Genomic DNA, 12703 nt, shown 5'->3' with positions numbered 1-12703 from the left:
TCAACGGACAGAACAGCTTCAGCGCCGATAACGGCGAAATCGCACTGAGCCAAACACATTCGGGAGCGCCCGTAGCGACGTATCGTGTCGTGTGTATCTAACGTGTTGTAGCGCAGAGCATCCGCTGGCTCATTCCAGACAGGAGGCCCAAAGGTGGACGACAATAACGACTCCTTCAATCCTGATCACATGGCGACCACCCGGCTGATCGATACGGCGGTGGGCATCCTGGTCGGCTGGCGCCAGTGCAGCACCCAGGCCGCTTTCCGGGAGTTGCTCGCCGCCAGCGAACGACAGCAGGTGCCCCTCTTTGCGATGGCCGGTGCGCTGGTCAATCTGGCCAGCAGGGGCACCGATCCACACGACGCCGATCGGGCCGCCGAACGGGAGTGGGGTGACCAGCTGTCGCCGGCGACTGCTGACGACCGTCCGCGGCGAAGCACGGTGGACCGGTGGCTGTGAGCCCCCCGGTGAGCAGAACTTAAAGCCCCCGACACGCCGTGCGTGCGGGGGCTTTCGCGTCTGTTCGCGCCAGGAAAACGCTCCCCCGGAAGGACTCGAACCTTCAACCCTTCGGTTAACAGCCGAATGCTCTGCCAGTTGAGCTACAGGGGACTATCAGTCCAGCGAAGGCTGGTGCTGATCGCGGGACGACTCTAGCGTACTGGCCCGGCTGGACCCAATCAGCCCCGGCCGGAGCTGGCGCGGCCAATCGCCCGCGAATGAGGCAGGATAGAGCCAGTCGCAATTCTTCTCGGAGGGACCGCTTTGATCGGGTATGTCGCCGTCTTGGGCGTGGGTTATGTGCTGGGCACGAAGGCCGGGCGCCGCCGGTACGAGCAGATCGCCGGGACCTATCGCGCGATTACCGGAAGTCCCGTGGCCAGATCGATGATCGAGGGGGGCCGCCGCAAGATCGCGAACCGGATCTCCCCTGATACCGGTTTCGTTACCCTGACCGAGATCGACAGCCAGACCAGCGTGGTGGATCGCGAGGTCGAGCAAATGAACCTCGAACCCGAGGTCGAGCCGCGGGTGAACGCCGCGCGCTGACCGTCTTCAGGCGGTCAGATCGTCGCCACTGGCCTGCTGCAGCAGGCTGCGCCGGTAAGCCTCCATCGCCACCAGGTCGCCGAACAACGCGTGGTACTCGTCGCCTTGTTCGATCGGCGACATGCGCTGCAGCTTGGACTTCACTTCAGCGATCTGCCGGCCCATCCACACCTCCTGCAGGCGGGCCAGCACCCCGGAGATGTAGCGGGGCACCTGCTCGTCCTCGGCCCGGATCGCCTCTACCCCCAGCTCGGTGATCAAACCGGCGGTGAGCGCCGAATTGGTCTGCTGGCGCACCAGGTCCAGCCACTGCGCGCCGCTGACGCCGATCGAGGTTCCGCCGGCCGCCTCGATGGCCGCCCGCACGGCGGCATAGCCGGGGTGGGTGAAGCTCTCGACGGTCAGCGTGTCGAACACGGGGCCGGCGAGGGCGGGAAACTGCAGCGCCGATTTGAGTGCCTCACGTTGTGGCCACAGCGTCGGGTCGCGGGGGTCGGGACGTGCGTCCGCCGGCACCCCGCCCGCCGTGTCAGCGGGCTCTTGGGCGGCATGCTGCCCACCACGTCGCGGCGCTTTCGCGTTGCCGCCGGGGCTCTTCGGCTTCTTGGCGTTGCCGCGCACCCGGTCGACCACCTGCGCGACATCGTCCCAACCCACCCAGCCGGCCAGTTGCCGGGCGTATTCGTCGCGCAGTGTGGGGTCCTTGATCTGGCTCACCATCGGTACACAGCGCCGTAGGGCGGCCACGCGGCCCTCGGCGCTGTCCAGGTCGACTTCGGCGAGAGCGGCGCGAATTGCGAACTCGAACAATGGGGTTCGGCGGGCCACCAGGTCACGAAGGGCGCCGTCGCCAGACTTCAGTCGTAGGTCGCAAGGGTCCATGCCGTCGGGCGCGACCGCGACGAAGGACTGCCCCGCCAGATTCTGTTCACCCTCGAAGGCCTTGAGCGCAGCGGCCTGCCCGGCCTGGTCGCCGTCGAAAACGTAGATCAATTCGCCGCGGAAGAAGCTGTCGTCCATCATCAGCCTGCGCAGCATGGCGAGGTGGTCGTCGCCGAACGCGGTGCCGCAGGAGGCTACCGCCGTGGTCACCCCGGCCAGATGCATGGCCATCACGTCGGTGTAGCCCTCGACGACCACCGCTTGGTGGCCCTTGGCGATGTCGCGCTTGGCCAGGTCGATCCCGAACAACACCGACGACTTCTTGTAGAGCACCGTCTCGGGGGTATTGACGTACTTGGCTTCCATCGGGTCGTCGTCGAACAATCGCCGGGCGCCGAACCCGATCACCTCTCCGGCCGAGGTCCGGATAGGCCAGAGCAACCGCCGGTGAAAGCGGTCGATCGGACCACGGCGACCCTGCCGGGACAGTCCGGCGGCCTCCAGCTCTTTGAATTCGAAACCCTTGCGCTGCAGGTGCTTTGTCAGCGTATCCCAGCCGGACGGTGCGAATCCGCAGCCGAAGTGCCGGGCGGCCTCGGCATCGAAGCTGCGCTCGGTCAGGTATCTGCGGGCCGGTGCGGCCTCGTCGGACTGCAGTGCCTCGGCGTAGAAGGCCGCCGCCGCGGCGTTGGCGGCGACCAGCCTGCTGCGGCTGCCGCGGTCGCGCTGCACGCTGGTGGCCGCACCGGTGTAGGTGATCGTGTGGCCGATCCGGTCGGCCAGCAACTCCACGGCCTCCACGAAGCTGACATGTTCGATCTTCTGAATGAAGGCATAGACATCACCGCCCTCACCGCAGCCGAAGCAGTGAAAGTGCCCGTGATTCGGCCGCACGTGGAACGACGGTGACTTTTCGTTGTGGAAGGGGCACAAGCCCTTGAGTGAGTCGGCACCCGCACGCTTGAGCTGAACGTAGTCGCCGACGACGTCCTCGATCCGAGCCCCTTCGCGAATTGCGGCGATGTCGCGGTCGGAGATCCGGGACCGGCCGCCGGAACGTCCCGTATCCCTGGAACCAGCCGGACTCGACACGGGGGTCAGTCTAGGCGTTCAGCGACCCGCGCTGTTCCCGAGTTGAGAGACATCGATTCGTTCCAGCCGCCCTTCGGTGTAGGAGGCGATCTGGTCGACGATGACGCGCAGTCGCGCGCCGTCATCCGGGGCGCTGTTGAACGCCGCGGCAAACATGGGGTCCAATGTCTGGGGGGCGCCGGCCAGCAGCCATTGCGCTACCCGGTGAATCCGTTCCCGCTGTCGCGCCTGGGCTTCCAGGTGCCGCGGGTCGGACATGATGAACTGCAGCGCAGGAGTTATTCAGCAGCGCGACCTCCGCGCGCACCAGATCCGGCACCTGCAGCTCAGCCTGGTAACGCACCACCGGTCCGAGGCCCGAAGCGGCGCGGGTAGTGGCGATGGCGGCCGTGGCGAAGCGGCCGACCAACTCGCTGGTGAGTCGCTTCAGGGCGACCGCCGCGGCCAGGGTGGCGTCGTACTTGCCGACGGCGGCGACCACCGGCAGCCCGGAGAGCCGCCGCGCGGCCTCCATCAACTCGTCGGCGTGAACCCGCGGGAATTCGCTCTCCCCCAGCTTGGCCAGCGCCGTCGCCTCGTCCTCGTCGCCGAGCACCCGCAGGTCAATGCGTTCGGAGACCACCCCGTCTTCGACATCGTGCACCGAGTACGCGACGTCGTCGGCCCAGTCCATCACCTGTGCTTCCAGGCACGGACGGCCAGGCGGGGCGCCGGCGCGCAGCCAGTCCGCGGCGGCGCGGTCGTCGTCGTAGAAACCGAATTTCCGGCTGTTGTCGGGGCCGCCGCCGCGATGCCACGGATACTTCGTGACGGCGTCCAGGGAAGCGCGCGTGAGGTTCAATCCGGCGCTGCGGCCGTCCGCGTCGAGAACCTTTGGTTCGAGGCTGGTCAGGATCCGGAAGTTCTGCGCATTGCCCTCGAAACCGCCGTGGTCGGCGGCGACCTCGTTGAGCGCCCGCTCGCCGTTGTGTCCGTAGGGCGGGTGGCCGATGTCGTGGGCAAGACCGGCCAGCTCGACGAGGTCGAGGTCGCAGCCCAACCCAATGGCCATCCCCCGCCCGATCTGCGCCACCTCCAGCGAGTGCGTCAACCGGGTGCGCGGGGTATCGCCTTCCCGCGGGCCGACGACCTGGGTCTTGTCGGCGAGCCGCCGCAGCGCGGCGCTGTGCAGCACCCGCGCCCGGTCGCGGGCGAAGTCGGTCCGATGCTGACCTTCGGTGCCCGGCAGACCCGCGGTCTTCGGCGCTTCGAGGACCCGCCGTTGACGGTCCACCTCGTCATAGGGGTCGTCATAGGGGTCGTGCTGATCGGTGCTCACCGACCCACAGTCTGCCAGGGACCTCGGAGTAAGTCCGGCAACGCCGGTGGCCAGCGTCACGCGTCCGGCCGGCGACGGTTGAGACGACCGTGGCTGGGTACAAGCTGGCTCTCTGGGTCGGAACCAGGGTTGGCCCGAGCTGGCGGTACGCAAACCGCTGGCCTGACGCCGGCCACCTATGGCGTGCCCGGTAGATGCAGCTTCAGAACTTCAGGAGGAAAAGTGTACGTGCTCAAGAGACGCTGGTTGCGTCGACTTGCGACCGCGACAGTCACGGCTGCTGCACTGCCGGGTCTGCTCGGCGTGGCCGGCATCGAGCCGATCGCTCGTGCCGCGTCGCCGGAATTCCTGCAGGTCCCCTCGGCCGCGATGGGCCGCAATATCACCGTGGAGTTCCAGCAGGAGGGTGCGCCGGCGGTGTACCTACTGGACGGCCTGCGGGCCCGGGAGGACCGCAACGGCTGGGACATCGAGACCAACGCGTTCGACGAGTACCGCGGTTCGGGCATCTCGGTCGTCATGCCGGTGGGCGGACGGTCCAGCTTCTATGCCGACTGGTACGGGTCGGCCAACGGCGCCACCTACAAGTGGGAAACCTTTTTGACCAGTGAACTGCCTGCCTACCTGGCCGGCAAGGGCGTCCGGACCACCCGGAACGCGGTTGTGGGCGTGTCCATGTCCGGGTCGTCGGCGCTGATCCTGGCCGCCTATCACCCGGGTCAGTTCGCGTACGCCAGCGCGCTATCGGCGTATCTGACACCCTCGAGCGGTAATGGTCCGACGTTGATCAGGTTGGCGATGAACGACGAGGGCGGCTTCAACCCCGAAGACATGTGGGGACCGTCCGGTGGGGCGGGGTGGCAGCGTCATGACCCGACGGTTCAGGCCGGACGGTTGGCGGGCAACAACACTCGGCTGTGGATTTACAGCGGCAACGGCAAACCATCGGAATTGGGTCAGGGCAGCATCCCGGGCACCGTGATCGAGCAGGTAGTGCTGCAGAGCAACGTCGACTTCAAAAACGCCTACACCGGTGCCGGCGGTCACAACGCCACCTTCAACATCGACGGCAGCGGCGTACACAGCTGGGGTTACTGGAATGCCCAATTGGTCGCAATGAAGGCGGACATGCAGAGCACGCTGGGTGCCGGCGGCGGCGGGGCTTGACCTCCGGCCAGCTGGCCGGATAAATCCACGCGTCGGCGGCCAAAGGTTTAATTGGCGATATGCGCATCGCACGGCTGCTCGGCTTGTTCCTGACGCTCGCAGGTCTGGCCGGAGGACTATTGCTCGCGCCGACCGCCGGCGCACAGCCGCCGTTCCGGTTGCCGGGGCAGATCACCGACAACGCCAGAGTGCTGTCCGACGCCGACCGCGCCGCCGTCTCCGCGGCCGTCGACAAGCTCTACGCCGACCGGCACATCCGACTCTGGGTCGTCTACGTCGAGAACTTCTCCGGGCAGAGCGCGATGAACTGGGCGCAGCGCACGTTGCAGGCCAGCGAACTCAACAGTTACGACGCGCTACTGGCGGTCTCCACATCGGGGCGCGCCTACGCGTTCCTGGTCCCCAACGGGGTGCAGAACGTCAATGCGACTCAGGTAGACGATCTGCGGCACGACAAGATCGAACCGGCGCTGCGCAACGGCGATTGGCGCGGGGCGGCCATCGCTGCCGCCGAAGGACTGAATGCGTCGCCCAGTTCCGCCGGAACGTACGTGCTGCTGGGTGTGCTCGGAGCTATCGTCCTGGCCGTCGTGGTGTCGCTCGTGGTGATGCGTCGCCGCGCCCGGCGGCGGCGCGCCGGGGCGGTGGCTGCCGCCCGGCAAATCGACCCCACCGACGCGCGGGCGCTGGCCGCGGTGCCGCTGGACATCCTCGACGACCTGTCCCGAACGAAGGTGGTGGAGGTCGACAATGCGGTTCGGACCAGCTCCAACGAGCTGGCGCTGGCGGTAGAGGAGTTCGGCGAAGAACGGACCAAACCCTTCACCGATGCGTTGAACAACGCCAAAGCCGCTCTGTCGCAAGCCTTCAACATCCGTCATCAACTCGACGACTCCTACCCCGAGACGCCGGCGCAGCGCCGCGAGCTGCTCACCCGGGTCATCGTTTCGGCGGCCAACGCCGACCGCGAATTGGAGTCGCAGACCGAGGCATTTGAGCGGCTGCGGGATCTGGTGATCAACGCGCCGTCCCGGCTTGATGCGCTCACCCAGCAGTACGTTGAACTCACCACGCGAATAGAGCCCGCCGAGCGGCATCTGGTCGGGTTGCACGACGAGTTCGGCACCACGGCGCTGGCCTCCGTCTCGAGCAACGTCGCCACCGCAAAGGAGCGGCTGGAGTTCGCCGACCGCAATGTCAGCACCGCCCGCGAGCTTGCCGGCCAGGCGGTGAGCGGACAACAAAGCCGGTTGGTGGATGCAGTCCGTGCCGCCGAATCCGCGCTGGGTCAGGCGCGTTCGCTGCTGGACGCGGTGGACAGCGCGGCCGACGACATCCGGCATGCCGTGGATAACTTGCCGTCGCTCATCGCCGACGCCCAGGCGGCCATCAAGCGCGCGAACGACCAACTGCAACAGGCACCGGGCCGCAAGTCCCTGCACACCGGCGAGTTGATCGCCGCGCGGGATGCGGCCGCTCGGGCGCTGGACAGTGTGAGCGGCGCCGGCGGAGTGGGCGGCATCGCCGACCCGCTGGGCTGCTACGCAGAGTTGACCAGGGCCGACGCGGAACTTGACCGGTTGCTGGCCACGCTCGCACAGGAGCGCGCCAATGCCGAACGGCTCAACCGGTCCTTCGAGCAGGCGCTGTTCACCGCCGAGTCGCGGGTGCGCGCGGTGTCGGAGTACATCGACACCCGACGCGGCACCATCGGGCCGGAGGCCCGGACTCGGCTCGCTGAGGCCAGGCGCCAACTCGAGGCGGCGCACGCGAAAAAGACGACGAACCTGACCGAGGCGATCGCCTATGCGAACGGGGCCTCGACGCTTGCCGCGCAGGCGCAGTCCCTGGCCAACGCCGACGTGGAGTCGGCGCAGCGGGCCTACACCAGCCGCACCGACAGCAACGTGGGGGCGATCCTGGGCGGGATCATCATCGGTGACCTGCTGAGCGGAGGGATGCGAGGCGGCTTCGGCGGCTGGAGCCCGACCTCGTTCGGCGGGTCCGGTTCCTCCGGAGGCTCCTCCGGTGGCGGATGGATGGGGGGCGGCGGCCGCTTCTAGGCGCGGCCGACCCAATTTCTGCCAACTTTGTGCCAGAACCTCATGCCAGAGATTCAGCCCAGAAATGGGACTGCGCACGCCTGCGCACGGGAGCGTGAACTCCCACGCGCAGGACGTGCGCAGTCAATCGGTGCGGACTTGCGCACCACCGCTAGCCGAGCGGTGCGCTGCCGCGATCCGTCTTATCAGGCCCAGCTGGACCCGACGGCGCTGTCCGTCTGCGCCATGTTGTTGCCGGCGCTCTGAACCTTCTGGCCGTGCTGGTTGGCCTGCTCGTAGATCACCTGGAAGTTGCGGCCCAACTGGGCGATGAACTCCTGGCAAGCCACCGAACCGGCGCCGCCCCAGAAGTCACCGGCAGCCAGCACATCGCGAACGATGGCCTGGTGCTCGGCCTCCAAGTTGGCGGCCTGGGCGCGGATGAGCGCGCCGTGCGCGTCGACGTCACCGAACTGGTAATTAATGGTCATTGAACCTGTGCTCCTTGTTTGTGAATGTTTATGGGATGCAGCGGCTTTCGCCGCAGACGAGTTAGCTGGACAGGATCTGCTGCGAGGCCTGCTCTTGCTGCTCGTAGTTGTTCGCGTCACGGATCAGTCCGTCACGAACCCCATGCAACATGTTCACAATGTTGCGGAACGCCTGGTTCATCTGGCTCATCGTGTCCAGCGAGGTCGCCTGGGCCATACCGCTCCAGCCGGCACCGGCGATGTTCTGCGAGGACGCCCACATGCGACGAGCCTCATCCTCAACTGTCTGGGCGTGCACTTCGAAGCGGCCCGCCATGTCCCGCATTGCGTGCGGGTCTGTCATAAAACGTGTTGCCATTTTGGCTGTCTCCTTGTTTCGACCTAGTTGCCTGTGTTGTTCAGGCAGTTTGACTGTTGTGACTGCCGGTTGGAGGGATTACCGAACCGACGATCACCCGTTAGCAACGACAGTCGTCCCCCTCTCTTGATCAACCGGCCGCCGGAGAATGTGGAACCACGCTACTGGGACGGGGCATCTGGAACTGAGGTTCGGCGTTCTCGGCCTCCCACTCACTCCATTCCGCCCATTCGCCCCACTCATCCGTGCCTGTGGCAACCGTTTCGACTGGCTCCGGGTCTAACGCACCCGGCACGGCGACGACTTCCTCGGCTCCTGATTCGGAGTCCTTTGCCCAGTGGTCGTACTCGTCCGGTGGGACGGCCGTACCCCAGCTGAGCGGAACAGACAACCCGCCAAGCATGCCCGACTCACCCCGCTTCGCCGCGACTGAGTCGGGCGGTAAGGGCGGACCAAGAGGCAATAGCACGTTGTCTCCTTTCAGGGCCGATCTCAATACATCATCACTCAATGGCGAGTACCACACCACCGAGCCTCTGAATCCTAAGTCAAACGACGGCTCAAAGTCGCCTATTTTGCGAATTTCCCTTCCGGGATCACCGTCTTTTGAGGCGATTGCCTCAGGTTGCGCCCGTCAACCGGTTCGCATCTGCCTGAGCCCAACGCGGCGAGCCTACCCCTGCCCCGCTCCCAGGAGGCCCGAAAGGGGTTGACCGGCAGCGGCTTCCGCCGCCCACGCGCGGATACCGGCCGCCGGTCAGCAGAGGCCGCTGGGAATTCCACGCGTCGGTTGCGTTTCCTGGGTCGGCATGGACTGCGGAAATGGCACCCGGTAGGGAATTGACGTTTTGGTGGTGGTTCCCAGTACGGCGTTCGGGACGCACTGCGGCAGTTTCGGCAGCGCCGCCAAGCGCGGGTGGTCCAGGTGCGGTTTCGACGGGTTCGGCGGGACGGCGAAATTGAAAGTCGACGTCATGTCGCCGACGACGCTGTTGCGCCACGCACTGAGGTTGGGCACCGGAACGTTGAAGCGTTTGCTGATCAACTTCAGCGTCGAGGTGTGGTCGAAGGTGTCGTGGACCATCAGTGGCCCGCGACTGTACGGGGAGACGACAAAACACGGCACCCGGAACCCCAGGCCTATCGGGCCGCGGATGCCACCGGACCCCTCCACGGCGTTGATGTCCGCGACGGTGACGTACTCGCCGGGCGTATTCGGCGGTGCCGTGGGCGGAACGACGTGGTCGAAGAATCCGCCGTTCTCGTCGTAGTTGACGATCAGTGCCGTCTTCTCCCACACCGCCGGATTGGACAGCAGGATGCGTATCGCGTCGACGATGCCCACCGCGCCGATCGAGACCGGGAAGGCCGGATGCTCCGAGAGCAGGAATCCGGGCAGCAGCCACGAGACCTGGGGCAGCCGGTTGTTCCTGACGTCGGAGGCAAAGTCGAAGGGGTAGCTTGGGGCGATCCCGAACCGCGCCAGATTTGAACGCGGGTTTGCCGCCTGCTTGAAGTCGTTGATCAACCCGTTGTAGCCGACGACGGTATTGTTCAGCGGCCCCAGCAGCTTGTTCTGGTAGATCTTCCAGCTGATGGCCGCAGCCTCGAGCTGGTCCGGCATGGTGGCCCAGCTGTAGTGCTGCAGCGGCTGAATGGACGGCTCTACCAGGACCGGGCCGCCGTGGGTGCCGTCTGGGTCGATCCAGGCGCTCATCCAGTAGAGCCTGTTGGGCGTCGTGCCACCGAGCAGTGAACTGTGGTACCCATCGCAGATCGTGAAGGTGTCGGCCAGCAGGTGGTGAATGGGAATGTCGGCACGCGTGTAGTAGCCCATCGTGACCGGTGTGTTGCCCTGTAGCGGGCTGTGCGCCGCTTGAGCCGGCAACCAGCCGTCGTTGGCGCCGTTGTTCCAAGCCTGATGCATGCCGGTCCAGCTGTGGTCCGGGTCGTTGACGCATTCGCCGGCCACCAGCGGGCCGCGTGTCGTGTCGAAGCGAAACGGCAACGTGGTTCCGGCGGCGTCGTTGGCCTGCGTTGCCGGATTCCACCCTTTCTGCGCGAAGACACCGGGCAGCGCGTTCGGGTCCTGGAAACCGCGGGTCCCGGACAATGTCCCGAAATAGTGGTCGAAAGACCGGTTTTCCTGCATCAACAACACAATGTGTTCGATGTCGTTCAAATGGCCGCTGCAGGGGCCGGCGCCATAGGCCTTTTCGATAATGGGTCCGGCCAAATCCAGGAACGCGCCGGCGGTGGAAGCGGCGGCCGCTTTCGCCAAGAATTGCCGACGCGTCATTCCGTCGACCGGGTGTTCGCTTCCCACGCGCCCTCCTTGGGCCTTTTGCGCCGTTTCGCGCTCACGCTATAGCCGCGGTTCCATTGGGTACCGATACGCAAACCGGCGTGTCGTGACGGGCCTTTAGGGCCGGTCCCGATCAATTCGTGGTGGCGACGTTTTTTGTTTGCTCAGCAGAGACCGCTGGGAATTCCGCGGACCGGCTGAGTTTCCTGGGTAGGCATGCTCTGCGGAAACGGCACCCGGTAGGGAATCGCCGGCAGCACGCCGTCGGTGGTGCCCAGCACGACGTTCGGAATGCACTGCGGCAACTTTGGCACAGCCGCCAACAACGGGTGGCTCAGGTGCGGCTTCGACGGATTGGGCGGCGTCCCGAAATTGAATGTCGAGGTCATGTCCCCCACGACGCTGTCGCGCCCAGCGGTCAGATTGGGTACGGGCACACCGAACCGGGCGCGAATCAATTTCAGTTGGGAGGTGTGGTCGAAGGTCTCGTGCGCCATCAGGCCGCCGCGACTCCACGGCGAGATGACCAGGCATGGGACGCGAAAGCCCAAACCCAGCGGACCGCGAATACCACCGGATCCTGCGACCTGGTTGATATCGGGCACCGTGACCCATTCGCCAGGGGTGCCGGGCGGCGCGGTCGGCGGTACGACGTGGTCGAAGAAGCCGCCGTTTTCGTCATAGCTGATGATCAGCGCCGTCTTCTCCCACACCGCAGGGTTGGACAGCAGGATCCGCAACGCCGTCACCATGGCCACCGCCCCGAGCGCTACCGGCAGGGCTGGGTGTTCCGACTGGATGAAGTTGGGAACGAGCCAGGAGACCTTGGGCAGCCGGTTGGCTCTGACGTCGGCGGCGAAGTCCATCGGGTAGCTGGGTGCAATGCCATAGCGGGCCAGATTCGACCGCGGGTCGCCGGACTGCTTGAACGCCTGAACCAGCCCGTTGTTGCTGATGGGTGTATTGATGAATCGCCCGGCGTCCTTGTTCTGATAGACCTTCCAGCTGACCCCGGCCTGTTCGAGGTTCTCCGGCATGATGGTCCAGCTGTACTGATGCAGCGGTAGGAAGCCGGGCTCGACGAGTTGCGGGCCGCCGGCGACGCCGGCCGGGTCGTTCCAGGCGCTCAACCAGTACAACCGGTTGGGCAGTGTGCCGGTAAGCAGCGAGCAGTGGTAGCCGTCGCACATTGTGAACGTGTCGGCCAGCAGGTAGTGGATCGGAATGTCTTTGCGGGTGTAGTAACCCATCGTCATCGGGACGTAAGGCCCCGTGCGGGTCTCGGCCTGCGCCGGCAGCCAGTTGTCGTTGGCGCCGCCATTCCAGGAATGGTGCATGGCGGCCCACTGGTGTTCGGGGTCGTTGACGCACTCCCCGTCCAGCAGGGGTCCACGCGTCGTGTCGAGGCGGAACGGCATGGTAATCCCGGCCGGGTCCAACGATTGACTCGCGGGATTCCACCCCTTCTGGCTGAAGGCGGGTGACGGGTCGTTGAATCCCCGAGTTCCAGATAACGTGCCGAAGTAATGGTCGAATGACCGGTTCTCCTGCATCAACAACACAATGTGTTCAATGTCAGTCAAATGCCCGGAACATGGGCCCGCGCCGTAAGCCTTCTCGATGACTGGGGCAGCGAAGTCGGTCAGCAACGCGGCCGCACCGGCACCGGAAAGCTTTGCCATAAACTCCCGGCGCGACATTCCCCGTAAGGGGTTTTCGATCACTGCCCCTGCCTTCCTGCGCAATTTCAGATCACGGTATAGTTACGAACCTGGACAACCGCGATACGCGAACCGGCGTGTCGCACGCCGATTACGACTCCTAGCAAAGTTGGCGGCATCTCCCGCAGGCACCGCCGCATCGGTGGTCAGGACTTGCAGCGGCCCGCAGACCGCCAGGGCGCAAAAGCGTCCGGATATCGATTGCTGCGGAAAATTTATTGAATCCCACATTCTTAATGGATTCCTCATACCGCCTTTTCGCGTGCCGCGCTCC

The 12703-nt window shown here is 65.6% G+C and carries 10 protein-coding genes, 1 tRNA gene and 1 pseudogene; 4 read left to right on the top strand and 8 right to left on the bottom strand.

Going from position 1 to position 12703, the window contains the following annotated elements; translation table 11 throughout:
• The first annotated feature begins 189 nt into the window (after positions 1-189).
• Positions 190-462, top strand: coding sequence for an ANTAR domain-containing protein (locus BN972_RS13755; protein WP_080696948.1), 273 nt, complete (start codon positions 190-192; stop codon positions 460-462).
• 80 nt (positions 463-542) lie between these two features.
• On the opposite strand, the gene BN972_RS13750 is transcribed toward BN972_RS13755, so the two are convergent.
• Positions 543-615 (bottom strand) — tRNA-Asn (locus BN972_RS13750).
• A 153-nt stretch (positions 616-768) separates the two neighbouring features.
• On the opposite strand from BN972_RS13750, the gene BN972_RS13745 reads away from it, so the two are divergent.
• The gene (locus BN972_RS13745; RefSeq protein WP_036358755.1) at positions 769-1053 is read left to right on the top strand and encodes a hypothetical protein; all 285 of its coding nucleotides are present in this window, start codon (positions 769-771) and stop codon (positions 1051-1053) included.
• 6 nt (positions 1054-1059) lie between these two features.
• On the opposite strand, the gene dnaG is transcribed toward BN972_RS13745, so the two are convergent.
• On the bottom strand, positions 1060-3027 hold the full coding sequence (gene dnaG / locus BN972_RS13740) for a DNA primase (protein WP_036358753.1): 1968 nt from the start codon (positions 3025-3027) through the stop codon (positions 1060-1062).
• An 18-nt stretch (positions 3028-3045) separates the two neighbouring features.
• Positions 3046-4345: pseudogene (locus BN972_RS13735) on the bottom strand (deoxyguanosinetriphosphate triphosphohydrolase).
• 222 nt (positions 4346-4567) lie between these two features.
• Here BN972_RS13735 and BN972_RS13730 point away from each other — a divergent pair.
• Entirely contained in the window at positions 4568-5512 is a 945-nt protein-coding gene (locus BN972_RS13730; RefSeq protein ID WP_390176211.1) for an esterase family protein, read from the top strand.
• Between the two features lie 59 nt (positions 5513-5571).
• Positions 5572-7575, top strand: coding sequence for a TPM domain-containing protein (locus tag BN972_RS13725; RefSeq protein ID WP_036358751.1), 2004 nt, complete (start codon positions 5572-5574; stop codon positions 7573-7575).
• A gap of 185 nt (positions 7576-7760) precedes the next feature.
• Here the strand turns inward: BN972_RS13725 and BN972_RS13720 are convergent, their stop codons facing one another.
• The 5 genes from BN972_RS13720 to BN972_RS13705 all read right to left on the bottom strand — a co-directional run bounded on the left by BN972_RS13720 (position 7761) and on the right by BN972_RS13705 (position 12408).
• On the bottom strand, positions 7761-8045 hold the full coding sequence (locus BN972_RS13720) for a WXG100 family type VII secretion target (RefSeq protein WP_036358749.1): 285 nt from the start codon (positions 8043-8045) through the stop codon (positions 7761-7763).
• Between the two features lie 61 nt (positions 8046-8106).
• Positions 8107-8403 carry a WXG100 family type VII secretion target gene (locus tag BN972_RS13715; RefSeq protein WP_036358746.1) on the bottom strand — a complete coding sequence of 99 codons (297 nt, stop codon included), beginning with the start codon at positions 8401-8403 and terminating at the stop codon, positions 8107-8109.
• A gap of 130 nt (positions 8404-8533) precedes the next feature.
• Positions 8534-8872: a hypothetical protein gene (locus BN972_RS30435; protein WP_231123201.1), complete on the bottom strand. Its 339-nt coding sequence runs from the start codon at positions 8870-8872 to the stop codon at positions 8534-8536.
• 288 nt (positions 8873-9160) lie between these two features.
• Positions 9161-10702 carry a phospholipase C gene (locus tag BN972_RS13710; protein ID WP_036358744.1) on the bottom strand — a complete coding sequence of 514 codons (1542 nt, stop codon included), beginning with the start codon at positions 10700-10702 and terminating at the stop codon, positions 9161-9163.
• 170 nt (positions 10703-10872) lie between these two features.
• A complete protein-coding gene (locus BN972_RS13705; protein ID WP_036358742.1) occupies positions 10873-12408 on the bottom strand; it encodes a phospholipase C in 1536 nt (511 codons plus the stop codon).
• Positions 12409-12703: the final 295 nt, after the last annotated feature.

This window comes from Mycobacterium asiaticum DSM 44297 (assembly GCF_000613245.1).
Lineage (GTDB): Bacteria > Actinomycetota > Actinomycetes > Mycobacteriales > Mycobacteriaceae > Mycobacterium > Mycobacterium asiaticum.
Note: the sequence above shows the minus strand (reverse complement) of the source record. Positions and strands in the feature narration are given on the sequence as shown.